Annotated in this window: 24 protein-coding genes; 11 read left to right on the top strand and 13 right to left on the bottom strand. The window is 55.6% G+C overall.

Features of this window, described 5'->3' with window-relative positions; all coding sequences use genetic code 11:
• Positions 1-14: 14 nt before the first annotated feature.
• The 4 genes from AUQ42_RS06315 to amrB form a co-directional block, all read right to left on the bottom strand.
• A complete protein-coding gene (locus AUQ42_RS06315; protein ID WP_068518232.1) occupies positions 15-1010 on the bottom strand; it encodes an L-threonylcarbamoyladenylate synthase in 996 nt (331 codons plus the stop codon).
• Positions 1011-1448: 438 nt separating this feature from the next.
• Positions 1449-2264 carry a 3'(2'),5'-bisphosphate nucleotidase CysQ gene (gene cysQ, locus AUQ42_RS06310; protein WP_068518231.1) on the bottom strand — a complete coding sequence of 272 codons (816 nt, stop codon included), beginning with the start codon at positions 2262-2264 and terminating at the stop codon, positions 1449-1451.
• 97 nt (positions 2265-2361) lie between these two features.
• Entirely contained in the window at positions 2362-2739 is a 378-nt protein-coding gene (locus AUQ42_RS06305; protein WP_197460794.1) for a DUF2750 domain-containing protein, read from the bottom strand.
• A 1-nt stretch (position 2740) separates the two neighbouring features.
• A complete protein-coding gene (amrB, locus tag AUQ42_RS06300; RefSeq protein ID WP_068518229.1) occupies positions 2741-4210 on the bottom strand; it encodes an AmmeMemoRadiSam system protein B in 1470 nt (489 codons plus the stop codon).
• Between the two features lie 91 nt (positions 4211-4301).
• Here amrB and amrS point away from each other — a divergent pair, with 91 nt between their 5' ends.
• From amrS to AUQ42_RS06285, 3 genes are all read left to right on the top strand, one after another.
• Positions 4302-5399: an AmmeMemoRadiSam system radical SAM enzyme gene (gene amrS / locus AUQ42_RS06295; RefSeq protein WP_082817762.1), complete on the top strand. Its 1098-nt coding sequence runs from the start codon at positions 4302-4304 to the stop codon at positions 5397-5399.
• A 22-nt stretch (positions 5400-5421) separates the two neighbouring features.
• Entirely contained in the window at positions 5422-5826 is a 405-nt protein-coding gene (locus AUQ42_RS06290; protein WP_068518228.1) for a cupin domain-containing protein, read from the top strand.
• 78 nt (positions 5827-5904) lie between these two features.
• Positions 5905-6375, top strand: a complete 471-nt coding sequence (locus AUQ42_RS06285) for a GNAT family N-acetyltransferase (protein WP_068518227.1) — start codon at positions 5905-5907, stop codon at positions 6373-6375.
• Between the two features lie 11 nt (positions 6376-6386).
• Here the strand turns inward: AUQ42_RS06285 and AUQ42_RS06280 are convergent, their stop codons facing one another.
• Positions 6387-7619, bottom strand: coding sequence for an NnrS family protein (locus AUQ42_RS06280; protein ID WP_068518226.1), 1233 nt, complete (start codon positions 7617-7619; stop codon positions 6387-6389).
• 243 nt (positions 7620-7862) lie between these two features.
• Between AUQ42_RS06280 and AUQ42_RS06275 the strand changes: the two genes are divergently transcribed.
• Together AUQ42_RS06275 and AUQ42_RS06270 are read left to right on the top strand one after the other, a co-directional pair.
• On the top strand, positions 7863-9332 hold the full coding sequence (locus AUQ42_RS06275; RefSeq protein WP_068518304.1) for a leucyl aminopeptidase: 1470 nt from the start codon (positions 7863-7865) through the stop codon (positions 9330-9332).
• Positions 9333-9413: 81 nt separating this feature from the next.
• A complete protein-coding gene (locus AUQ42_RS06270) occupies positions 9414-9869 on the top strand; it encodes a DNA polymerase III subunit chi (RefSeq protein WP_068518225.1) in 456 nt (151 codons plus the stop codon).
• A 14-nt stretch (positions 9870-9883) separates the two neighbouring features.
• On the opposite strand, the gene AUQ42_RS06265 is transcribed toward AUQ42_RS06270, so the two are convergent.
• From AUQ42_RS06265 to AUQ42_RS06255, 3 genes are read right to left on the bottom strand one after another with little or no spacing between them, the layout of a single operon-like run.
• The gene (locus tag AUQ42_RS06265; RefSeq protein ID WP_068518224.1) at positions 9884-10501 is read right to left on the bottom strand and encodes a hypothetical protein; all 618 of its coding nucleotides are present in this window, start codon (positions 10499-10501) and stop codon (positions 9884-9886) included.
• 30 nt (positions 10502-10531) lie between these two features.
• The gene (locus AUQ42_RS06260; protein WP_197460793.1) at positions 10532-12886 is read right to left on the bottom strand and encodes a protein-arginine deiminase family protein; all 2355 of its coding nucleotides are present in this window, start codon (positions 12884-12886) and stop codon (positions 10532-10534) included.
• Between the two features lie 7 nt (positions 12887-12893).
• Positions 12894-13766, bottom strand: coding sequence for a hypothetical protein (locus AUQ42_RS06255; protein ID WP_068518222.1), 873 nt, complete (start codon positions 13764-13766; stop codon positions 12894-12896).
• Positions 13767-14088: 322 nt separating this feature from the next.
• On the opposite strand from AUQ42_RS06255, the gene AUQ42_RS06250 reads away from it, so the two are divergent.
• Genes AUQ42_RS06250 through AUQ42_RS06240 form a run of 3 tightly spaced genes read left to right on the top strand, consistent with a single transcriptional unit; the run spans position 14089 to position 16415 of the window.
• Positions 14089-14895: a methionine ABC transporter ATP-binding protein gene (locus AUQ42_RS06250; RefSeq protein WP_068518221.1), complete on the top strand. Its 807-nt coding sequence runs from the start codon at positions 14089-14091 to the stop codon at positions 14893-14895.
• A gap of 2 nt (positions 14896-14897) precedes the next feature.
• Positions 14898-15557, top strand: a complete 660-nt coding sequence (locus AUQ42_RS06245) for a methionine ABC transporter permease (protein WP_068518220.1) — start codon at positions 14898-14900, stop codon at positions 15555-15557.
• A gap of 57 nt (positions 15558-15614) precedes the next feature.
• A complete protein-coding gene (locus AUQ42_RS06240; RefSeq protein WP_101247979.1) occupies positions 15615-16415 on the top strand; it encodes a MetQ/NlpA family ABC transporter substrate-binding protein in 801 nt (266 codons plus the stop codon).
• Between the two features lie 473 nt (positions 16416-16888).
• Here AUQ42_RS06240 and AUQ42_RS06235 read toward each other — a convergent pair whose 3' ends face one another.
• Positions 16889-17527, bottom strand: coding sequence for a LysE family translocator (locus AUQ42_RS06235; protein ID WP_068518219.1), 639 nt, complete (start codon positions 17525-17527; stop codon positions 16889-16891).
• Positions 17528-17845: 318 nt separating this feature from the next.
• Here AUQ42_RS06235 and AUQ42_RS06230 point away from each other — a divergent pair, with 318 nt between their 5' ends.
• Positions 17846-19807, top strand: coding sequence for a diguanylate cyclase domain-containing protein (locus AUQ42_RS06230; RefSeq protein ID WP_068518218.1), 1962 nt, complete (start codon positions 17846-17848; stop codon positions 19805-19807).
• Positions 19808-19902: 95 nt separating this feature from the next.
• Here the strand turns inward: AUQ42_RS06230 and AUQ42_RS06225 are convergent, their stop codons facing one another.
• Positions 19903-21804 (bottom strand): ABC-F family ATP-binding cassette domain-containing protein, encoded by a 1902-nt coding sequence (locus AUQ42_RS06225; RefSeq protein WP_068518217.1) that lies wholly within the window; start codon positions 21802-21804, stop codon positions 19903-19905.
• Positions 21805-22230: 426 nt separating this feature from the next.
• On the opposite strand from AUQ42_RS06225, the gene ndk reads away from it, so the two are divergent.
• Positions 22231-22653 (top strand): nucleoside-diphosphate kinase, encoded by a 423-nt coding sequence (gene ndk, locus AUQ42_RS06220; RefSeq protein WP_068518216.1) that lies wholly within the window; start codon positions 22231-22233, stop codon positions 22651-22653.
• A gap of 91 nt (positions 22654-22744) precedes the next feature.
• On the opposite strand, the gene AUQ42_RS15780 is transcribed toward ndk, so the two are convergent.
• On the bottom strand, positions 22745-22882 hold the full coding sequence (locus AUQ42_RS15780; RefSeq protein WP_156480846.1) for a hypothetical protein: 138 nt from the start codon (positions 22880-22882) through the stop codon (positions 22745-22747).
• Positions 22883-23281: 399 nt separating this feature from the next.
• Between AUQ42_RS15780 and AUQ42_RS06215 the strand changes: the two genes are divergently transcribed.
• Positions 23282-23833, top strand: a complete 552-nt coding sequence (locus AUQ42_RS06215) for an ATP-binding protein (RefSeq protein ID WP_156480845.1) — start codon at positions 23282-23284, stop codon at positions 23831-23833.
• Positions 23834-23904: 71 nt separating this feature from the next.
• Here the strand turns inward: AUQ42_RS06215 and AUQ42_RS15620 are convergent, their stop codons facing one another.
• Positions 23905-24063: an aa3-type cytochrome c oxidase subunit IV gene (locus tag AUQ42_RS15620; protein WP_197460792.1), complete on the bottom strand. Its 159-nt coding sequence runs from the start codon at positions 24061-24063 to the stop codon at positions 23905-23907.
• A gap of 102 nt (positions 24064-24165) precedes the next feature.
• Entirely contained in the window at positions 24166-24522 is a 357-nt protein-coding gene (locus AUQ42_RS06210; RefSeq protein WP_068518215.1) for a hypothetical protein, read from the bottom strand.
• Between the last annotated feature and the right edge of the window lie 120 nt (positions 24523-24642).

The raw sequence follows: 24642 nt of genomic DNA, 5'->3' as shown, positions 1-24642 counted from the left end.
TTTCAGCTTTCCGGTCAGGGGGATGGATGGGGTGTGCGCGGGGCCGCTGCCCGTTTCATCCGGTCATTGATCGCAAGTCCAAGCCCGGTTTCGGGGATCGGCGCAATCGCAATGCCGTCAAAACGCGGCTGATCGGCTTCATGCAGTTTGGCAAACAGATTGGCCGCAGCTTCGCGGTCATCGCCGCTTTTCGAAAGCCACAAAACCGCATCAAACCCCTTGGTGTTGCAATCACCATATGCCAGCAGGATTTCATTGCCATATTTGGCGGGATTGGCGGTGGTGGCATCCAGACGCACCGGCAGGCCCGGCGCATAATGGCTGGTCAGCATGCCGGGGCTTTTGGGCGCTGTATCATCGGTTTCGGCCATCACCACGTCACAGCCAAGAATTTCCGCAACCTGTTCCCTGGTAATCCCGCCGGGACGCAACATCACCACCCGGTCTGTGGTCAGATCAATGACCGTGCTTTCAAGTCCGACCCCGCATGGCCCGCCATCAAGGATCATACCAATCGCGTTCCCCAGCGAATGGGCCACATGGCCGGCCGTGGTCGGGCTGATGCGCCCGGACCGGTTGGCAGACGGGGCGGCAATCGGGCGGCCGACCGCGCGCAACAACTGGCGTGCCATCGGGTGGGCGGGAACGCGCACCGCAATGCTGGGCAGGCCCGCCGTTACCAGCTCGCACACATCACTATCGGCCTGGCGCGGCAAAACAAGTGTCAGCGCGCCGGGCCAGAATGTTTCGGCCAGCTTGTCGGCACGCGCATCAAAGACGGCATGTTTGGCGGCGGCATCCCGGTCGGGGAAATGACTGATCAGGGGATTGAAGCTTGGCCGTTGCTTGGCGGCATAGATACCGGCAACCGCATCGGCATTGGTGGCATCGGCACCCAGCCCATAGACCGTCTCGGTCGGAAAGGCCACCAGTTCGCCCGCGCGCAGTTTCGCAGCAGCCTGGCTAAGGGCACCTTCGGAATAGGGTCGAATGGTCAGTGCGGGTGACATGCAAGTATCCGTGAAAAGACAATCTACTCAGATACCTAGCTACGATCATGGCCAATGACAAGGAAGAACGCCCCGTTACCGTGCGATGACAGCCAAAAAAGAACTGCATATCAAGGATGAATTTGGCCCCAAACTTGGCCCCAAACAGCGCAGAGCCGCCATGAAATGGCGGCTCCAATTTACGCTCTAGCCCAATTTCGCCCCGCGGTGGTGAAACTGGACCGCGTCGCCGTGATTCCGGCGGCTATTTACGTCACCTACACTCTGTGTGGCGATAAATTCTGTATACTGCGAAATGGCGCAAAAGTCAACAAAACTGCGGGACAGGGGTGGTTTTGAGCTGTTCAAAATCAAAGCGGCCTGTCACGGGTGCAATGCACAAATGACAAGCCGCTGATCATGCGAATGAATTCGCAAATATCTGTGCTGCGCAGTAAATCAGTCCTGGTATTTTACCGGTACTGACGGGCTGCGGGCGATGAAGAACGGGTTGCGAAATTCACCTTTTCCGTAAAGGAATCGGGAACCATCCATATTTTCAACAACCCCGCCGGCCGCCGCCAAAACCGCATGACCGGCACCGATATCCCATTCCATGGTCGGGCCCAGGCGCGGATAAAGATCGGCTTCGCCCGCCGCAACCAGACAAAGTTTAAGCGAACTGCCCGCCGGGCGCAGTTCCTTGACCGGAAGATCGCCCAAAAATGCCTTCATGGCTTCGGGATCGCCATGTGAACGCGAACCGACGACAACCACGCCGTCCTCGGGCATGTCGCGCACGGTGATGTCGGTCGTGACCGGAGCGGCATCACCTTGGATTAGTTTGGCGCCATCCGGGCCACCGTAATACAGCTTTTCAATCGCCGGGGCATAGACCACGCCCAGAACCGGCTGGCCCTTGGCGATCAGCGCGACATTGACGGTAAACTCGCCATTGCGTTTGATGAATTCCTTGGTGCCATCAAGCGGATCAACCAGCCAGAAAAAATCGGTCTCGCCATTCACATCGGGAACATCGCCCTTGGCCGCAGATTCTTCGGACACGATTTTGACATCCGGGGTAAGGGCGCGCAGACCCGGCAGGATCACGGCCTCGGCGGCTTCGTCGGCTTCGGTGACAGGGGATGCATCATCCTTGGAACGGACTTCGAAATCGGTTTTATAGATTTCCATCATCGCCGCACCGGCTTTGCGCGCGATCTCGATCAATCCGTTTTCAAGCGCATCTGCGCTGGCAGGCAGGGCAATGGTCATTGCTGTCTCGTTCGTTGGCGTGAAAATGATGATTGATGGGGATAGGGAATTTTACGCCCAAGGTCCAGCCCGTGTTTGGTATGGCTGGCAATTTAACCTATGTCCGGCCAAACTGTTTGGCCATCGCTGTCTTGAGCGCGCCGAGCAAATCCGTGCTCAGATCACCCGGCGCGACCAAAACCGGCGCAAGGGCGGGTGTGGGCGAAACACCGGCCATCACCCCGTTTTCCCGCCAATCGGGTACGATATGTTCAATGGCATCAATCAGGGTGATGGGCACGGGAACATGATTTGTCTGGATGCTGGCCCCCCAGCTTTGCGCATCCTCGCGACTGGCAAAGACCGGGCAGAATGTTTGCCCGTTGCTGGTATGAAGCAACCAGCCATGATGATAAAGGCCCCAGAAGCCTTCCCATTTCGCCGCAAGTTCCAGAAAGTCGTCATATCTTTGATCGCGTGCCTGGTTGCTCGACATATCAGGCATCGCACCAGAAACCGCGTGGCGTCACATCACGGCCTGCGATACCGCGCGTGATAAACCGCTGGGCTTGCATGGTGTCTGACCAGTAATCCATCGGCAATCCGGCCTTGCGTTTAAGATGGGCGACAAAGTCCCCGGGATCGGGCAACTGATCCCAAACCTGTGGCAGGAACAGGCCCCGCCGATTGCCATCCGACAGGATGATGCCGTCTTCAAATGGGGTCAGTCTGGCAATCAGATCTTCCTGGCTTTTGAACGGAAACGGGTGGGGCGGCGACAGGACCGAGATCGAAAGCTCAAGATCATCATTGATCTCGTCCTGTGTCACACCGGCAAAGCGCGGATCACGAAACGCTGCCTTGAACGCGTTTTCACACAGATCGGTGGCAAGGCCGGTATGCGCAATGATCGACCCGATGCAGCCACGCAATTGCCCGGATTTCTTCAGCGTCACAAAACACGCCCCCGGTACGGCAAGGGCCGGGGAGATTTCGACTGGTGACACATGCAATGGTGCGCCGGTTTCAAGCCCGTGCAGGATCGATTTGCGGCACAGATCAAGCATGGCCGGGCCATGGGCCTTGATCAGATCCTCTGTCGCCTTGGCGAAATTGTCTTCGGTGTTGTCTGGTGTGGTCATCGGCTGGCTGCTTTCTTCATAAAGTGCCCAGGCGCCATAGCCGACCACGCGTGATTTATCCCCCGTGACATCACCGGAATTGCGCATGCCCAATGTTTCGATCCGCATTTTGCGCATCCTTGCCGACAGCAACATCCCCGCCACCGGAAGCGCGCCACAGGCATCATCGCTTCCGATATTTTCCGCATCGAAATTCTCGATCATTTTGCGCGTATTGCCATCCATGCGCCGGGCGGTGTCATAATCATGGAAATGTGACAGGTCCGATGAAATGACAATCAGGGTTTCCGGTCCACCCCACAGCTTTTCAATCACTTCATTGACCTGGCGCGGGCTGCACCGGCTAACCAGAAGCGGCACAATCCCGATATCGGTATTTTCGCCAAACAGGCGCTGGATAAACGGCAATTCGATCTCAAGCCCGTGCTCAAGCTTGTGCGCATCATCAAGCATCTGAACCTGTGGCAGCGACAGCGCGGTTTGCAGGGCCAAAAGATCACACCGCATCGTGCCAAGCGGGGTGGCAAAACCATCGGCCTTGGCCAGTGCAATGCCCTGAAACGCCATGCGATGCGCCGGGCCAATGATCAGAATGCGCTTTATCTGCCCCTTAAGGGCGCGCACCGTGGCAAAGCCAAGGGCCGCAATCGCACCTGAAAACATCAAACCGGCATGCGGAACAATGATCGCCTTGGGAATGGCCGTATTCTGCGCGGCATCGGCATGCAGGGCCGCATCAATCAACCCGTCAATCTCGCTGCGCAGGATATCGGCATCCGCAGGATAAAAAGTTCCGGCAACGGCAGGGGGGCGAATAATGCTCATTCATGTTCCAATCGCATGAGTTCCTTTGAAAAAGATAGCGATCAGGACTAGATTTTCAAAGAGGAAGCTTTGCCAAAAGAAAGCCCGCGCCATGAACATGACCACCCCGCAGGTCGATGCCGTTCCCGCCCGCTACTGGCACCATCTGGATGATGGACGTATTCAGTGCGATGTCTGCCCGCGCTTTTGCAAGCTCAATGACGGGCAGCGGGGGCTTTGTTTTGTCCGGGCACGCGAAGGCGATCAGATGGTTCTGACCACCTGGGGCCGGTCGTCGGGCTTTTGCATTGATCCGATCGAGAAAAAGCCGCTCAATCACTTTTTGCCTGGCACCCCGATCCTGTCATTCGGTACGGCGGGCTGTAATCTGACCTGCAAGTTCTGTCAGAATTACGAGATTTCCAAAGCCCGCCAGATGGACAAGCTTTCATCGTTGGCGACCCCGGAAATGATTGCCCAAACCGCCAAGGCATATGGTTGTTCATCGGTTGCCTTTACCTATAACGACCCGGTGATTTTCCTTGAATATGCGGTGGATGTCGCCCAGGCCTGCCGGGAAATGGGATTGCGCACGGTGGCGGTGACGGCGGGCTATATCGGCGATCAGGCGCGCGAGGAATTTTTCCGCCATATGGATGCGGCCAATGTCGACCTTAAGGGCTTTACCGACCGCTTTTATCATCAGCTTTGTTCCGCCCATCTGGATGATGTTCTTGAAACGCTTAAATACCTCAAACAGGAAACCGGGGTGTGGTTTGAACTGACCAATCTGGTCATTCCCGGCGAGAATGACGGGGATGCGGAGTTCGATGAAATGACCGGCTGGGTTCAGTCTGAACTCGGCCCGGATGTGCCGATGCATTTTTCGGCCTTTCACCCGGACTGGAAAATGATGGACACGCCCCGCACCCCGCCCGAAACACTGGTGCGCGCACGCAAGATCGCCATGCAAAACGGCATTCGCTATGCCTATGTCGGCAACGTTCATGACAAATCCCATAGCAGCACCTTCTGCCATGGCTGTGGCGATATCCTGATCGGGCGGGACTGGTATCAGTTATCAGACTGGAACCTTGATGCTCACGGGGCCTGCAAGACTTGCGGCACCCATTGCGGCGGGGTATTTCAGGCCAACCCGGGAACCTGGGGGCCAAAGCGATTGCCGGTGAAACTTCTTTCAAAAACGTGATAGGCAAAAAGGCAGGAACGTCATGGATATCAAGCGCGCAGGGTCACAGGCCTCGACCACCGGATCGCCGGAATATTTCACCGGCCGGGTGCGGATCGAACCGATCATAAGTGCTGCCGATCCGGCGCGGGTGGCGGCGGCCAATGTGACGTTTGAGCCCGGTGCACGCACCACATGGCATACCCATCCGCTCGGCCAGACCATCATTGTTACGGCCGGGGTTGGCCGGGCACAGCGCGAAGGCGGCCCGGTCGAGGAAATTCGTCCCGGTGATATCGTCTGGTTCGAGCCCGGCGAAAAGCACTGGCATGGTGCCGGACCCGAAACGGCCATGACCCATATCGCCATTCAGGAAAAACTGAACGGATCGCCGATTGACTGGCTGGAGCCGGTCAGTGACGAAGATTACCTTGGCACCGGCGCCTGACAATCATGACGTTTTTAGTAGCGTAATTCGTCGGCTTGGCTAAAGTGCGCGCGGTTTTAACGCATCTGGAAGCGCTGCATGGCTGGCATCAAAATTCGAAAAGCACGTTTGGGCGATGTCGGCGCCATTTTTGCCATTCGAAGCCGTGTGCGCGAAAACCATCTTTCCGCGACCGAGCTTGCCGAACGCGGCGTCACCAAGGCGGCTTTTGGCAAATGGCTAGCTGATGGCTATGGCATCTGGATTGCCGATCTGGATGGATCAGCAGCCGGTTTTGCCATCGCCATCCCGGCGGAGGCGACGCTTTGGGCGCTGTTTGTTGATCCTGATTTCGAAGGGCGCGGCGTTGGTGCGGCTTTGCTGCGCACGGCCGAGGAATGGCTGTTTGCAAAGGGATGCAACGACATTTCACTGACCACCGGGGCGGACCCGAAAAACCGTGCGCACGGCTTTTACGAAATGCATGGCTGGCACAGCACGGGGGATATCGATAACGGCGATGTGGAATATATCAAATCCAACCCGTCGCTTTCGCTGTTTGATTTTTAGGGTGCGATTGTTTAGCGCACCGGAATGCCGCCTGTTTTCTTTTGCGACGGTCCCAGCAGAACCGGACCATAGCCGATCAGGAAAGCCAGCCACCCGCCAACCCACATCAAGGTCGCAATGGCAAGAATGGTGACATAATGCGCATTGCTTTGCCCGGCCACTATCCGAAACACGGTTGAAAACCAGATCAGGCCAAAGGCGGCATTAAGCATCAGGCTTGCACGCAATTCGCGGCCCGTATGGCCAAGGGCGGCCCGCCCGGCAATCGCAATGATCATGCAGGCCATCGCCCCGCCGGTAAGTCTGTGCAACGCATCACGCGATCCGATGGCATCGGGCCAGATCATCGATGCCCCCAAAAGTCCCAATCCGACCGGCACCCAGAAATAGCCAAGATGCAGCATGGCAACAATCGGTTCGCGCCAAGTGTGAACCCCACGCCAGCGCATCAGGCGCACGCCATGAAGCACGCCTGCCATCAACAACACATAACCGGGCAGGGCCGCATCGTGCGCGATGATCACGGTGATGATGGCAAGTGCGATACTTGCCAGACACACCATGTCAAACCGGCCAAACAGGACGGGCAGGGGCGCCGAAATCTGTTCGCGCTGCATCCAGTTGCGCGTAAAGGCCGGGATCACCCGCCCGCCAATCAGCGCAATCAGCAAAATGATCGTCAGGATCGCCGTTTGATAAAGCATCACCGGATCAAGGGCGATGACATCAAGGCAGGATGCAACAAAAAGCCCGTCAAACAGCGCGATGATGCCAATCACCGCCAAAACCCGCATGTTTTTAAGGGCACGCGCCGCAATCAGCTCACGCGCGCCCAACGCAATCAGAAACACAAAATAGGCCAATGCCCCGAAAATCACGGCAAGCGGCGGCAGGTTTTCGGCAAAGCCAATGACCAAACGCCCCAAAATCCATGTTGATGTAAGGGCCATTAACATCGACCCGGCAACGGGTGGTCGTCCCGTCCAGTTGGCAATCGCGGTCAATAAAAATCCGCCAATCGCCGCCCCGCCAAATCCGAATATCATTTCATGGGCGTGCCAGAAGGATGGCGTGCCAAGGCTTGGCACCGTAATTCCGTGGACATAGCCCGCCACCCACCAGACGACGGCAACAAGCGCAAGGATCCCGGCCAACAGAAAAAGCGGGCGAAACGCCCCGCTCCAGAACGGGTGGGAACGGGCGGCCGGTTCGGTGATCGAAATCGGGGCGGGCTTGGCGGGCATGATCGGCCTCCTGGATGTAATGGGGCGATCATAGCGGTGTTTGAAATGCTGTCTTTGACGTTGCGCAATTTTGACGCATGCCAAATCACGGGGGCAACAGGTTGCTCTTACGTGAAAACCCTGTGTTTTTCGATGATAAGGCTTTTCAAGCGCGTTATTCACGCTAGATTAGGGGCAGAATTTCAACGCGGCTGCTTTTGAAAGGGCCGCGCGCCCCGAAACATGACAGGAGTCCTGTTCACCATGAAGATCACGTTTTCCGATCTCGCCATTCCGTCCAGCGGTGCCGTTATTGCCTTTGCGACTGAGGGGGCTGATCTGATGCCAAGTGCGGTTGCGCTTGATGAAGCAACCGGTGGATCGATCACCAAGGCGATCAAGTCGTCGACCTTCAAGGGCAAGTCGGGGCAAAGCCTCCAGATCCTTGCACCGGCAAATGTCGATCTGTCGCGCGTGATCATTTTCGGGATTGGCAAGGAAGCCGAATTTGACGTGATCGCCGCCCAGAAGCTTGGCGGGTCGGTGACGGCGCGCGCCCTGGCGACCGGGGAAAAGGAACTTACCGTTCTGTTCGATATGGAAAACCTGGCTTGTGATTTTGCAACCGGTGCCATGCTGCGTGATTATCGCTTCGATAAATACCGCACCACCGAAACCAAGGAAGACAAGCCGGTTCTTAAGGCGTTCGATATCGCCACCCGCGACCACAAGGACGCCAAGAAACAGTTCGACAGCGCCAAAAAAGTCGTCGAAGGCGTGTTCTTCACCCGTGATCTTGTGTCTGAGCCGGCCAACGTTCTTTATCCGGAAACCTTTGCCAAGGAAGTCTCCGCACTGGAAAAGCTCGGTGTCGAAATTGACGTCCTTGATGAAAAGGAAATGAAAAAGCTCGGCATGGGCGCGCTTCTGGGCGTTGCCATGGGATCGGCCAAAAAACCGGCGATGGTGGTCATGCGCTGGAACGGTGGCAAGAAAAAAGACGCACCGATTGCCTTTGTCGGCAAGGGAGTGACCTTTGATACCGGCGGTATTTCGCTTAAACCGGCGGCTGGCATGGAAGACATGAAATGGGACATGGGCGGTGCCGGTGTCGTTTCCGGTCTGATGAAGGCCCTGGCTGGCCGCAAGGCGAAATGCAACGTGGTTGCGGTTCTGGGTCTGGTTGAAAATATGCCGTCTTCGACCGCGCAGCGTCCGGGTGATGTTGTGACCTCGATGTCGGGTCAGACCATTGAAGTCATCAATACCGATGCCGAAGGCCGTCTGGTTCTGTGTGATGCGCTGACCTATGTTCAGGAAAAATATGATCCGCGTCTGATCGTTGATCTGGCGACCCTGACCGGGGCAGTGATCATTGCCCTTGGTCATGAAAATGCCGGTCTGTTTTCCAATAATGACGATCTGGCCGCCCAGATCACAACGGCCGGTCTTGCCGTTGATGAAGGTGTGTGGCGTCTGCCGCTGTCACCGGCCTATGACAAGCAGCTTAAATCCGACATTGCCGATATGAAAAACGTTGGCGGTCGCCCGGCCGGGTCGATCACCGCGGCCCAGTTCCTCAAACGCTTTATCACCAAGGACCGCCCGTGGGCGCATCTTGATATCGCGGCAATGGCATGGTCGACCGCTGACAAGGAAGTCGTACCCAAAGGCGGTACCGGCTTTGGCGTGCGCCTGCTTGATCGCTTTGTGGCCGATAACTACGAAAACTGATCACGTTTCGTGATGCGATTTATGCGGGGCAGGGTGATGATCATCTTGCCCCGTTTTTGCTTTCGCGCTACTGAATTGGCTATGGCTGATATCTGGTTCTATCATCTCACGAGCTTGCCGCTGGAACGTGCCTTGCCGACCCTGCTGTCCAAAACATTGGAGCGGGAAAAACGTGCTGTGGTGATGACGGGCAATGAACAGCGCATTGACGCGATCAACACGCTACTGTGGACCTATGATCCGGCAAGCTGGCTCCCGCACGGGTCCAAATCCGATGGCGATCCGGAAATGCAGCCGGTCTGGCTGACGACGGATGATGAAAACCCCAATGGCGCCCAGTTCCTGTTTCTGACCGACCGGGCGATGAGCGACAAGGTTGCCGATTATGAACGCGTCATCATGCTGTTTGATGACCGTGACCACGACGCGGTGGCCGAGGCCCGCACCCGCTGGAAAGACTGGAAAGACGCCGGGCACAAGCTTTCCTACTGGCAACAGTCCCCGCAAGGTGCGTGGGAGAAGAAGGCTGAAAGCTGATTATTCTCCGGTGCTTATGGTGTCCCCGACCCTGATGTGAAATCTTCAAACAGGATTTCTACCAGCGCCTTTGTCACCTCATCCTGACTGAGTTTCCCGCCTGCCATTTCATTGATTGCCGGGAAACTGTCAGCAGACAAATCAAAAAGCTTTGTCTGGATTTCCGATGCGCGCACCGGCCAGTCCGGATCGATCTGCGCAAGTCCAAGCAACATGCTCCGCGCCATTTGATCGGCATCGCCGCTTTTTATTGCATCTTGCACTTGTGGGATTTGTCTTGCCTCTGAGACAGCAACGTCAAGCGTTGCCAAAAGGTCGGCCAGTTCTTTGGCCTGTATTTGAATATCCGTGACCGGATAGTTTTGTTCGATCTCGCGCAGCGGCGCGACGGCGGCCGATGTACCATAACTTCCCAGATACGATATTGCCCCGCCAAGCTGCCAGCTTTCCCATTTCTTCCAGACCCCGGCTTTGAGATCGTCAATCATCGGGGTGGCGATGGTGCCGCTGTATTGACGGAAAACCTGTTCGACAGACTGGGGTGACGGGCGGCCGGTTACGCGGGTGGCCTCCTGTGTTGCCAGGTCTGAGATATCCTTCAGGGCCTGTTGATAGTCGCTTTGTGCGGTCATCGGAATGCTCCTGTTTCATGGGGCATGATATCAGGCATCTACAGCCGTCCACCAGTTTGCATAGCGGGCATTGCCAAACGCCGTCTGGCCATCGTATCGATCACGAAGTTCATTGGTGCCACAGTGAATCTCACCAAGCGCAACATGGTAATCATCCCAGTCATCAATGAATTCACATGTTGGACCGCCAACAATTGCCCTGACTTTTCCGTCAAGGTCGCGCTCAAAGAGATCATAACCGTGATGTGGATTTGTATTGTCCTCAATCCACGGGCCAAACGGTTTGGGGATCATCAGTCGGTCATTGCCAACGAACATGTTTGGCATATCGCCGGTCAGTGCCCCGCACTGAAAACCGCCCTGCTTTCCGGGATAGACGTTAAACCCGTTGTCTCGCCCGATTGTCCAGCCGGACACTTTGTCGGCAAAGGTGAAATCACCGTCATTGTAACTTTCGGGGAAGAATATGACCGGCACCTTGATAATGTCGGTATCGTCAAGATCAAACGCCTGTTTCAACAGGTTAACATTGCGATTGATGATGACTTCGACGCCGTTTACATTCCAGTTTCGCAGTTGCTGATATGTGTAACGCAATCGCGCACGCACATTTCGCGGATTTAGAAGTGGGGCCTGCCCGTTTCCGAGGAAGTCATTAATTGTTGCCCCGACATCCACACCGACACGATGATATCGTGCATTCACATTATCCCATTGTGTCTCGCGGATTTGCAAACTTGCATAGTCAAAGCTGTTGGTGCCGATGTTCCAGACCGCACGGTTAAGAACGCGTGCGCCACCATGTGCTCTCTGGGCATTGGTCATCAGGCGATAGGCTTCCGCCGGGCTTGCCACCAGAAGTTTCCATTTCTTGAATGCACTGGCCGGGTTGTTGTCCGGGATGAAGGTCAACATTTCATCAACATGCCCGACTTCAAGCCAGTCCGTATCCAGAATGATCGGTGCTTGCATGTTCTGGGCAGCCATGAAGTTGCGACTGCTGGCATCAACTGTGTGATACCGGTTATGCCCATAGTAAATCCGGCCGTATCGATACGGCGTGACGGCACCATTTACCGTTTTCTGAACAGGTGGGGTTACGGCAATATTCCCGCCTGAATTGGCTGATGTAATGCCATCAGCACTTCCGGCTGCGGGATAGGAAACCCCGACATTGGCGCTGATCAGGGTCTCGTAAACCCAGTTCTGCAAATGCCGCCAGCGGTGGGTTTTCATGAAGACATCTTTGTTTTCAACACCGGCTCCGTTGCCCGGCCATGCGCAATGCCCTGACACAATGGTGTCGCGCATCCAACGGTCATCACCGGCAGGTAACACGCCGCCAAGATAGGGGGCCCAGACGTTTCCGTTCAGATAAGGTACTGCCGTCGGAGTTGCGGTGATCGGGGCGCCAACTGTAACCGGAATAACCGGATTGTCTGCAGCCGCTGCCGCACCGAGGTCGAGGCGAAACTGGGCATTGTTGGCATTGGCGACATACATTCGGGTTACTTCTTGCAAGTGATGATTGCCGATCCAGCGTGCAACGACAACGCGATCTGCATACAGATAGGTTGGATTGCCAATACCCGTGACTTCCGGCTGGATTACATGCAGGGCAATGCGAATTTGTCCGGATGTAAATCCGTTTCCGGCAAACCGGACGGCTTCGAGCGCGTAAAGCTTGCTCGCGCCAATCGAGGCAGTTGCGATTGGTACATTATCGGTCGTTTCGGGGCCGATGATTTCGGTGCTGTTATTGAGAATGCCGTTGAAAATACGCAAATGTTGCCTGGCCGGGTTTTCACCAAGGGTGCCGATCACAGTGAGTAATAAACTCCAGCCCACCGGAACGACGGGGGCAACAGCATTCGGGCCAAGGGCATTGCGTCGGATTTCAAGGCGGGATGTGCCGGTGACAAGATCATTGTTCCCGTTAACCCGCTGGTCTTGGTTGTCTGCATATCCGCGGGCAGTATTGTTACCGTCACGATTGCAGTTGACCGGAATGATTGCACCGATACCGGCGGTGCCATAGGTGATCGCCGCTGGTGTGACCTGATTAAGAAGGCCAGCATCATCCAGAATACCGTCGCGATTGCGGTCTGTGTGAAGCGTATACCAGACTACATCAAGATTCTTGGGATTAAGGGCATTACCATTTACCACAATATTCGGTTCGTTGACGGGCACGAAACCCGCGCCTGAAATTTCGAGGTCCCATGTGCCGTTTGCAATATCGAATACATGTGAAACTGCAACATTCGGCGTCAGGATCATATTCTGAATTTGTTGGGGTTGACCCGCGCAGGTCAGCGAGACACGTACCGTGTTAAACGGATAAACGCCGGCAGGGGCGGTAAGCTGGACGGTGTAATTTGCCATGGCATCCTCAGCGGCTGACAGGTTCGTGGGATGGGCTTTCATTCATCGCGTCGGCAATCAGTTGCCGCGCCAAAAGCGCGTTGTTCAAAACCGCAATCCGGTCATCAATGGTGCCAAGTGCGGTATCTTTCAGGATCGCGGTGGCCCAGGATTGACCAAAGACATCCGGGCCACCTGTGAATTGCGCTGTTGCGTAATCAATGATTCCGGCGGGCGTTTTCGCGCCAAGCTTGATTGCGGCATCACCGGCCGTTTTGCAGGCATCTGCCAGGCTGACGGCATCGTAACCAGCAACGGAATCTGGAATGGTAATCTGCAAATAACCGGGCAGGGATGCGATGACGTCCTGTAATGACGGTATTGGTGAAGGTGTGGGCGTCGGTTCCGGCTTTGGTGTCGGTTGTGGGGTTGGTTGCGGCTGGGGTTTTGGATCGGGCTGCGGTGAGGGAGCTGGCTTGGTGCCACTTTCCAATTTCGCGACCGCCTGTGCTTCCTGGGTCAACAGGCTGTTGACTTCATCGGCAAAGCGTTTCTCCGCCTGATAGCGTGATGTGGCGCTGGCATCGAATTTCTGTTTGCTGAAGATGCTCATGGATTTCAGGCGTTCTGCATCCTGTGCGCCAAAGGCAGACAGGGTGGCGGTGATTTGACCGGCGCCGGATTGCAGGCGCGATGACAGGTTGGCGGCATCCGGGCATTTTCCACTGGCAAGAGCAGCGTCTCCTTCGGCGGCAAGTTTTTGCAGCGACGCTGTTTCCGAGGAGAGTGTTGAAAGCTGTGCCTTGGTGCGTACATCAACCTTGTTGCCCGTTACCGTTACCACGGTCGGGTATTGGGCAAGTGTTCTGGCAAGGTCGCTGATCCGGTCGGCATAGGCCATCTGTCCAATCCCGCATTGATGTTGACCAAAACTAGACGGAGAGAGCGGGCATTTGTGACGCTGTGGCGGTGGGGAGTTTAAACAAAATTTTAGTGTTGTATATTTGCCGATCATAAAAGCCATGCGTAAAATGCATGATCATTGCCATTGATGAACTGCGTTCAGTGGGGTACACAGGTTATATCGAACGCGCCGATTTGCTCCTCAGCTTGCGGGCGCGATAAAAATGCGGCTAAAGCGAGAGGGCGTATATGCTCCGTATGTACGACCGCCTCGGTGAAGCCGCGGCGGTTTTTTTGTATCTACGGAAAGGTTGAGGTCCATGATCAGGCTCTCGAACGTCCAGAAGACTTATCCTGCACGACGTGGCAGTGACGAACATACGGCGCTGCGCGGTATCGATCTTGATATCGCAGCCGGCGAGATTGTTGGTGTCATTGGCCGTTCCGGTGCCGGGAAATCCACCCTGATCCGTTGCATCAACCTGCTTGAAACGCCGACTTCGGGTTCGGTGATTGTGGATGGCACCGACGTTACCAAGCTTTCCAACCGTGACCTGCCGCTGTTTCGGCGTCAGCTGGGCATGGTGTTTCAGCACTTCAATCTTCTGTCGTCGCGCACGGTCTATGACAATATCGCATTGCCGCTTGAACTGGCCGGTGCCAGCAAGACCGAGATTGCCGCCGCCGTCGATCCGTTGTTGCCGCTGGTCGGGCTTGAGGAAAAGCGTGACCGTTATCCAGCCGAACTGTCCGGTGGCCAGAAACAGCGCGTCGGCATTGCACGTGCGCTGTCATCAAGCCCGAAGGTTTTGCTGTGTGACGAGGTCACCTCGGCCCTGGATCCGGAAACCACCCGTCAGATCCTTAATCTGCTTAAAGACATCAACAAGCGCCTTGGTCTGACCATGGTGGTGATCACCCATGAAATGGCGGTGGTCAAGGCGCTCTGTGATCGTGTGGCGGTGATGGATGGCGGGGTGATTGTCGAAGAAGGACAGGTTGACGGCATCTTTGCCAACCCGGTCCATGACACCACCAAATCGCTTCTGGCCGATGAATTCGTCGAATTTCGCGCCGGTCAGGATAGTGCGCAATCCCGGGACCAATCCAGCGGGCAGGAGGGTTAATCATGTTTTCAACACTCGCACCGATCTTGCTTCAGGCAACCGGCGAAACCCTTTATATGGTGGCGGCTGCCTTGGCGCTTGGCACCTCGATGGGGTTGCCGCTTGGCGTGCTTCTGGCGACGTCCGGCCGGGGGGAGCTGTTTGAAGCCCTTTGGTTCCAGCGCATCTTTGGCCCGATCGTCAATGCGACCCGTTCCGTGCCCTTCATCATTCTGGCCGTTGCGATCATTCCGTTCACCCGGTTTGTCGTCGGCACCTCGATCGGCACATCTGCGGCGATTGTCCCGCTGACCGTGGCGGCGATCCCGTTCATCGCGCGCATCATAGAAGGCGCCATTCGCGAAGTCGATAGCGGCCTGATCGAAGCTGCCCAGGCCATGGGCGCCCGCCCGGTTCAGGTCGTGACCAAGGTGCTTCTGCCCGAAGCCTTGCCCGGCATTATTCATGGTCTGACCCTGACTGCCGTCACCCTGATCGGCTATTCGGCGATGGTCGGGGCAGTTGGTGCCGGTGGTCTTGGTGATCTTGGCATTCGGTACGGCTATCAGCGGTTCCGCCCCGATGTGATGGCGGCTGTGGTGATTACCCTGATTGTGGTTGTGCAGGCGGTCCAAAGCTCCGGCGACTGGATGGCGCGCAAAGCCGACAAACGGAATATATGAGCAACCCTCATATTTTGAAATTCCCGCAAAAAACAGCGAAAACAAGGAGTTTTTACAATGCGGTTTCTGCTTAAACTGACGGCTGCGGCCGTTCTGGCATCGGCCCTGACCGGTCAGGCACTTGCCAACGAAAAAATCAAAATCGGCGTTACCCCGGGTGCGCATGAAGAAGTCATGGAAGAAGTCGTCAAGGTTGCGGCGACCAAAGGCCTTGATATCGAAATCGTCAGCTTCTCGGATTATGTCATTCCGAACCAGGCGCTTGATGATGGTGACCTTCAGGCCAACAGCTTCCAGCACAAGCCGTATCTGGACAACCAGATCAAGGATCGTGGCTATGACCTGGCCGTTGTCGGTTACAACATCCTGACCCCGATGGGCATTTATTCCGACAAGATCAAAAGCCTGGACGAGCTTGAAGACGGTGCCGAAATCGGTATCCCGAACGACCCGACCAATGGCGGTCGTGCGCTTCTGGTGCTTCAGGCACAGGGCCTGATCAAGGTTGATCCGTCTGTCGGTCTGGTTGTCAGCCCGCTTGACGTGATTGAAAACCCGAAAAACATTCGCTTTGTCGAACTCGACGCTGCACAGCTGCCGCGTTCGCTGGCGGATCTTGATGCCTCGGCGATCAACACCAACTACGCGCTTGAAGCCGGTCTGAACCCGATCAAGGATTCGATCGCGATCGAAGGCAATGACAGCCCGTATGCCAACGTGATCGTCACCCGCACCCAGGACAAGGACGCACCGTGGGTCAAAACCCTGGTTGAATCCTATCACGATGATGCGATCCGTCAGTTCATCGAAACCAAATACGAAGGTTCGGTGCTTCCGGTCTTTAAAATTTCCGAATAATCGGCTTGATTATTAAATCTGGCTGAATAGTCAAAACACCCGCGGGCCAATCCGGTTCGCGGGTGTTTTACGTTCTAGCCATCCGCGTGATCCGGACCGGATCGCGTCGTCCGGTCTGTATGTCATTTGACATCATCCTGTCTTATCTCTGATCGGGATGACTTACGACAGATTACGGCTGGATCGGTCGGGGCAGGGCAGGGAAGGGACGGCGATTTGGAGTGCGGCGTCAGGGGGACGGCCAGTTTGGGGTATTTATATCCATTTCTGCCCATTTAAGCGTGCTTCTGCTCTCTTCAGCCCGATCCCAGCCTGACCCGCACTCGGACACGGACTCGGATGGGCCCCGATGCCTTTCAGTTCAGCCTGCAAGCTTGGGATGTCCGGACCGGCACGGCTTGGTTCAGTCCAGTCCGGTTGAGTTCAGCCCAGCCCAGCCCAGCCCAGCCCAGCCTAGTTCAGTTCAGTTCAGTTCAGTTCAGGGTCATTGCCCCTTGCCAGGCGGTCAGAAGGGCGACGCCGATAAATAATGCCCCGGCGGCGCGACCGATAAAGATGGTTGCGGTCGGGTTGCCGGTGATCAGGGTGCGGCTTGTTCCCGCCGCAAGTGCGAGTGCGCCATAGACCGCAAGCTGGACCGCCGCTGTCATGATCCCCATCACCAGCGCCTGTGACCAAAGTGGTCCATATTGCGGACGGATGAATTGCGGGTAGACGGCGAAAATAAACAAATAGGCCTTGGGATTGAGCATGCAGGTAATCATGCCCTGGCGAAAGGCGATCCAGAGTGAAGACGGTCTGGCTGCCCGGATGGCCCCGACCGTGATCGCACTTTTGATCAGGGTCACACCAATCCAGATCATGTAGGCCGCACCGGCAAACAGCATGACATTCAAAAGCCAAGGCGCAATTGCCAGAAGGGCGCTAATGCCAATCGCGCCAAGCAGGGTGTGATAAACACCGCCCAGCATGATGCCGGCGGTCGCCGAAAGCCCAGCACGCCGCCCACCGGTCAGGGCATTGGCAATGACAAAAAACATGTCCATGCCAGGCACGATAATGATGCCCGACAGCAGAACGAAAAAGAGCCAGAGGTTTTCAACGTAAGTCATGGGTGTCGTGAGTGTCATGAGTGTCATGGGGAGGGGACCTTGCCAGATGAATAACGGTTGTGATGCGGGCAAGGTAGCAGGGGGCTGCTGACAGGATCATGTCAGGATGATTGGCCAATGCGCGGCATCGTCATTGCGCGATTGTGGCGTCAGGGTGCCGGGGCATGGAGACAATATCGCGTGATCAGCCCGACAAGCGGTATGCGAATGCCGGTTGATGCGTTATGATTTGTTGAAATCATTGTTATGAATAGGGTTTCCTTAACGGTGCCGGCCAGAAACGGCTTGGAACATGGTTCATCAAACAGCGGGAAAGCGATGATCAGATTCGGTCATGTGAAGTCATTTCTGGTGTGTTTCGCACCGCTGAGTGCCGTGTTCCTGGCTGTGGTCGGGTTGCTGTCATGGGAAGGCAGTGCCGTGCGCGAAAAGGTCATTTCCGATGACCAGCGTTATGCACTGGAAAAATCGATATCGGTATTGCGCGAACGCATCGATATTGTGGTTTCCGATCTTTTGATCCTGTCCGAAAGCCAGCAGATCGATGCGGTGATCGCCGGAACGGCCAGTCTTGATCAGGTGGCTGACGAGTTTGCGGTCTTTTCGCTGCGGCGGGGGATTTATGACCAGATCAGGCTGCTTGACAATGATGGCATGGAAATCGTGCGCGTCAATTACGGCAGCGGCATTCCGTTTTCCGTGCCCAGACGCGAACTTCAGAACAAAAGCGAGCGACCCTATTTCCAGCTGGCCCGCAATGCGCCGCGCGGGACGATCTATATATCGGGTGTCGATCTGAACGAGGAGTTTGGCCAGATCGAAAAGCCGATCAAGCCGGTTATCCGGCTGTCGGCGCCGGTCTTTGACCGGTTCGGGGAACGCCATGGCGTTGTGGTCTTGAACCTTCGGGCGGCATCGACACTAGAAGAAGTGGTCAAGTCGCTGAAACTTGACGGGGCAGAGCCGTTTGTTCTGGATGGCGATGGCGGCTGGATGCTGGGCGGCAAGCCGGGCGAAAATTGGTCCGAGGAACTGACCGGTATGCCCGCGGTGATCGGTGACCGTTACCCGAAAGCCTGGGAAAGCATGCAACTGGGATTGCAAAGTTTCAGGGTTGATAGCGGTTTCTATTCGGTCCAGCGGCTTGATGTTTCCGATCTTCTTCTGGCGCGCAATTCCAATCGGTCCCTCTCGGTGATCTTTGGCAGTGATCAGGAAAAAAGCAGCCGGTTGAACCTGTATGTCGGGGCGCGGTTGCCCAATGATGTGCTTGAACAGTTGCTGTCGCCCGAACGTGACACGTTGACGATTGTTTCGACCGCGTTCATTTTCCTGATTGCGATCGGCAGTGCGGCCTATGCCTGGACCCGTCAGAACCAGATCGTTGCAAGCTTTGACGCGCGCTTATCTGAACAGGTTTTGCGGGCATCAAAAAACAGTGTGGTTGTCGCCGATGACACGGGCACGATCCTTAAGGTCAATCCGGGCTTTACCGCGATGACCGGATATTTGCCAAACGAAGCAATCGGAAAGCCGTTATCATTCCTGCGTGCCCAGCGCGAAAATGCCGAGGCACTCGACGAGATACTGATGGCGGCGCGTGCCAATGGCACCTGGGAAGGCGAAGTGCGCAACCGCCGCAAAAGCGGGGATTTCTTTTATTCCAATGTCGTGGTCAGCGCGATTACCGATCCGACAACATCGGATGTCAATTTCGTCGAGATGGGTTTTGACATTTCACGCCACATGGAAAACGCACAGGAATTGTGGCGTCAGGCCAATCATGATGCCCTGACCGGGTTGCCCAACCGGTTGCTGTTTGAAGACCGGCTTGAAGTTGCTTGTGGTCATGCGGAAAACGAAGGCCATTCGATCGGGCTTCTTTATATTGATCTGGATGGTTTCAAACCGGTCAATGACCGTTATGGTCACGAAATCGGCGATCAGGTCCTGCGCAAGGTCGGTGAACGCATCAAGAATACCGTGCGTCAGGGCGATACGGTTGCCCGACTGGGCGGGGATGAATTTGCGGTGATTGCCGATGCGGTGAACGGACGCGATGAAGCCGAATGGGTGGCCCAGAAAATCGCGGCATCGATCCAGCGCCCGATTGAGATTGATGCCCTTAGCATCACGGTCGGGGCCAGCATCGGGATTGCTGTCTATCCCGGGGATTGCAATGAAACGATCGCGCTGATCGGGTTTGCCGATGAAAAAATGTATCAGCAAAAGCGCGTGCGCAAGGCAAAGGGCAGTGACGCGGCAAGAGCACTGCATTAAGCCATCAGCAGACAATGCCGGGATTAAACAAAAAGACAGGCTGATAGAGCCTGTCTTTTTGGTTTGGCATGGGATGTGAGGGTGACGTGCAAAGGTTACGCCACAAGCGTTTCGTATTCTTCCTGCTTTTCCATCCACTGCATTTCGATGTCGCCAAGCTGGCTTTCGATCTTGCCCAGTTCCATTTGAAGGTCGCCGAGCTTCTGGCCATTGGCGGCCTCATAAAGTTTGGGGTCGGCCATTTCGGTTTCGATTGCGGCCTTGCGCGCGGACAATTTTTCCATCTGGGATTCGAGCTTTTCGATCGCGCGTTTGACCGGGGCGGCGGCCTTGCGTTTTTCGGCGGCCTGCTGGCGTTCGGCTTTGCGGTCGCGTTTGGCGTCCTTGCCATTGGCATCGTCTTCGCCGGCCTTGTTGGCCCGGCGTTCGGCACGCGCACGATCGAGAAGATACTGGCGATATTCCGATACGTCGCCGTCAAAGGCGGTTACCGTACCATCGGCCACCAGAACCAGACGATCGGCACAGGCTTCGATCAGATAGGGATCGTGGCTGATGATGATCACGGCACCTTCATAGGCGTTAAGCGCATGGTTCAGCGCATCGCGGCTGTCGATATCAAGATGGTTGGTCGGTTCATCGAGGATCAGCATATGCGGTGCATCAAGGGTCATCAGCGCAAACAGCAAACGTGCCTTTTCGCCACCCGAAAGGTCTTTGACCTTGGTGTCGCCCTTGTCCCCTTCGAAGGCAAAGCGGCCAAGTTGTGCGCGCACCTTGCTTTCGATCGCATCGGGCATCAGGGCCGCCATATGCTGATAGGGGGTCTGTTCACCGATCAGTTCGTCGGTCTGATGCTGGGCAAAATAGCCGATGCGCAGTTTGCTTGAGGCGGTCTTTTCACCGGCCATCAGTTCAAGCCGGTCCGAGAGCAATTTCGCCAGGGTCGATTTACCGTTGCCGTTGGCACCAAGCAGGGCAATGCGGTCGTCCATATCAATGCGCAGGCTGATATTGCGCAATACCGGTTTGCCCGGTTCATAGCCGACTTCGCCATTGTGGATATTGATCAGGGGCGGTGGCAGTTCCTTGGGGCTTGGGAAGTCAAAGGTAATGCTGCGGTCTTCGACGACCGGGATCGCAGGCCCCATTTTTTCAAGCATCTTGACACGGCTTTGCGCCTGTTTGGCCTTGCTGGCCTTCGCGCGGAAGCGGTCGATGAAGGATTGCAGATGTTTTTGCTGGGCGATCTGCTTTTCATATTGTTTGGAAGCCAGTTCCATCTGTTCGCGCCGGGTCTTGGCAAACTTGTCATAGTTGCCGCCATACAGCGTGACGGTGCCGTCATGCAGATGGGCAATCGATTTGACCGCGCGGTTCAAAAGATCACGATCATGGCTGATCAGGATGATCGTGCCGGGATAGTTGATCAGATAGTTTTCAAGCCAGATGGTGGCTTCGAGATCAAGGTGGTTGGTCGGTTCATCCAGCAGCAGCAGATCCGGGCGCAGGAACAGGGTCGCGGCAAGTGCGACACGCATCCGCCAGCCGCCGGAAAAATCATCGCACGGGCGTTGCTGGGCATCGGCATCAAAGCCCAGCCCCGAAAGGATCGATGCTGCCCGTGCCTCGGCGGTGTGGGCATCAATATCGGCAAGGCGGGTGTGGACTTCGGCAATGCGATGGGGATCGGTGGTTGTTTCGGCTTCTTCAAGCAGGCTGGCGCGTTCGGTATCCGCAGCCAGAACAGTTTCAATCAGCGAACGGCTGCCTGCCGGGGCTTCCTGGGAGACAACCCCCATGCGCGCCCGCTTGGACAGGCGAATGTCGCCGCCATCGGTGGCCAGTTCACCGGAAATCAGTTTCAAAAGGGTGGATTTACCCGCCCCGTTGCGGCCAATCAGGCCGACCTTGTGGCCATCGGGAATGGTTAGGGAAACCTGGTCAAGAATGACACGGCCACCAATACGATAGGTGAGATCGGTAATTTGCAGCATTTTATCGGTCGTTCTCTTGATCGTGGGTATCGGGTTTCCCGGTCTTTCCCGCCATGATCCGGGGGAATCGCAAGGATTTCTGTGCTTTCAATAGGGCAGAGTACGATTTGAAGCAAGGTTTCTTGAAACTGTAACCGGCGGAAATTGGCGGCCGGGGGGGGACAAAGTAACCGTCGGGAAAATCGCAGTTTTATGCGTTTTTGCGCATTTTCGTGATGGTTTTGAGGTCAATGCAGCTACTGCAAGTCTGTATTGCGCGGGTAGAACTATCTGTTGCGTTGCGCTTCAACCCCGTTTATATAGCGCCAACCTTTGGGTCTGTGGATGATAAGGGAGTGCTTATGTATGGCTCCTTTATGTTCCGCAGGCCCTTTTGGAGGCCCTCTTGGGGGGTAACGAAATTTTTAAAGTAGCTAGGTGAAACCAATGGCTGTCGAACGCACTCTTTCGATCATCAAGCCGGACGCAACGCGCCGCAACCTGACCGGCAAAATCAACGCCGTCATCGAAGAAGCTGGCCTGCGCATTGTCGCACAGAAGCGCGTCGCTCTGACCCGCGCTCAGGCTGAAGGTTTCTATGCAGTTCACAAAGAACGTTCGTTCTTCGGTGAACTGGTAGACTTCATGGTCTCCGGCCCGGTCGTCGTCCAGGTTCTGGAAGGCGAAAACGCTGTCGCGACCTACCGCGAAGTTATGGGTGCAACCAACCCGGCAAACGCCGAGGAAGGCACCATCCGTAAGCAGTTTGCAGAATCCATCGAAGCGAACTCGGTCCATGGTTCGGACTCGCTCGAAAACGCTGCAATCGAAATTGCTTACTTCTTCGCTCAGACCGAAATCGTCGGCTAAGCTTAGAATACAGAATTCCGGTTCATCCGGCATCAAAACGCCCCGCAGATTGCGGGGCGTTTTTTTGTGTCTGTGTGACAGAACGGCGCGGTTAATCGATCAGGAAAGCTGCCATTAACAGCAGCAAAACAGAGATGGAGATAATGCTCCACAAAACGAACTTGGTCCAATGGTGCCAGCCTGCTTCGTGGATTTTGACCAGTTCGACGTCGTAGTCGCTTCCTTGCATTGTTTCCTCCCCAATTGCGGGTCCGATTGTTTCGGATTTCAGGGTTGTGGTGCTGTGGGCGTTTGAATCGCCCTTTGCATCCGGTGCGGTCCGGATCCGTATCAGGACAACAGATTGATCTTACCGATATTTAACCTATGGGTGAATAAGTTTTGTATTAATGTCTTTTTGTGCGACGCAGCGTGCTGGACAGCATTGGGTGACCATGCCATGATCAGGCCATGGAAAACGTCGTAACCAGTTCTGCACGAATTTTTACCGCCATTCACAGGATGGCGGGGTTGTGACATTTTGACCAAATGAAACCACCCGCCGCGTGAGGCGGGTTTTTTGTGTCTGTCTCCCGGCATTTCCAACAGGGAGATCGCAATGTCATTATCCACATCAGATCAAGATCGAATGTCACCGGACCATGCCTTGGCCCATGCATTGGCCCATGCATTGGCCCATGGATTGGTAGGGCAACCGGTGCTGCATATGTTATGCGGGAAAATTGCATCGGGGAAATCGACGCTTGCCGCCGAACTGGCGCGCAAACCGGGAACGGTTCTGATTGCCGAAGATGAATGGTTATCCGTTCTTTTTGGCGATCAGATGCACACAGTATCGGATTATGTTCGTGCGTCGCGAAAACTGCGTGACGTCATGGGGCCGCATGTCAGCATGTTGCTGATGTCAGGTCTTTCGGTCGTGCTGGATTTCCCGGCCAACACGCGCGCGTTACGTGGCTGGATGCGCGGCATTTATGAAGAGGTCGGGGCAGGGCACAAATTGCACTTCCTTGATCTGGAAGAAGACATCTGCAAACAGCGCCTGCATGCCCGCAATCAGGCGGGCGAACATCAATTTGCTGCCAGTGATGCTCAGTTCCATCAAATCTGTGCGGCGTTTCAGCCACCAATTGCGGCAGAGGGATTTGACGTCATCACCTATAACACCGATACTATTTAAGCGCCTTAACAAACAAAAAAGCTGCCGGTCAACGGCAGCTTTTTACATTTCCGGTTCTGCCATTTGGCAGATCACAGCAGGAAGATCGCCATCAGGATCAGAATGGCAATAACCGAAATGGTCGACCATTTGACAAAGCTGGTGAAGCCTTCATAGATGGCAACATGGGTTTCGGTCAGTTCGTAATCGTTACCCTGCAAATCTACCTCCTGGGTTTTGGGATTTTTCAAATGTATATCCGCAAGGTAGAGCGCGGGCAAGGGTAAGATTAACCGGGGATATCATCCCTTTGGCCAAGGGTGTGGACAGGATCACATTGTCCTGTCTGCGTCCTATCTGCCGGTTTCCTTGCAGGCAAAGGGCAGAAACGACCCGGTGGCCCCTTCGTTCATCATCACGACAGACATCAGATTGGCATATTCCAGTTCGGCCCGGTTTTGCGGGCAGACATAGGCGCGTGCCGTGCAGCCCGATGCGACAAATTCGTCTTCCTGATCGTCAAAGGCAGTGCTGGTGGCGTTTGCGGGCATTTGTGCCCGGATATCATCCCGATGGGTTTGATAAAGTGCGCATTTGGTTGCACGCCAGTTTGCGTTCTGGGCGTGGCTTTCAGTGATCGCCAGACCGATTGGCGCGATAAAGGTTGCAAGCATGACGCCAAGGACGATGTTGCGGATGGTTTTGTTCATGATGGGCCTTTGGACCAGGGGAAACGGATGGAAAACCGTTTGCGTAATCTGGTCTGAAACCGGTCGGGCGCAAGATGCCACCATGAAAAAAGGGCGGATCAAACCGCCCTTAAATCAGCC

This window comes from Thalassospira sp. MCCC 1A02491 (assembly GCF_001613785.1).
In the GTDB taxonomy this organism is placed as follows: domain Bacteria; phylum Pseudomonadota; class Alphaproteobacteria; order Rhodospirillales; family Thalassospiraceae; genus Thalassospira; species Thalassospira povalilytica.
Note: the sequence above shows the minus strand (reverse complement) of the source record. Positions and strands in the feature narration are given on the sequence as shown.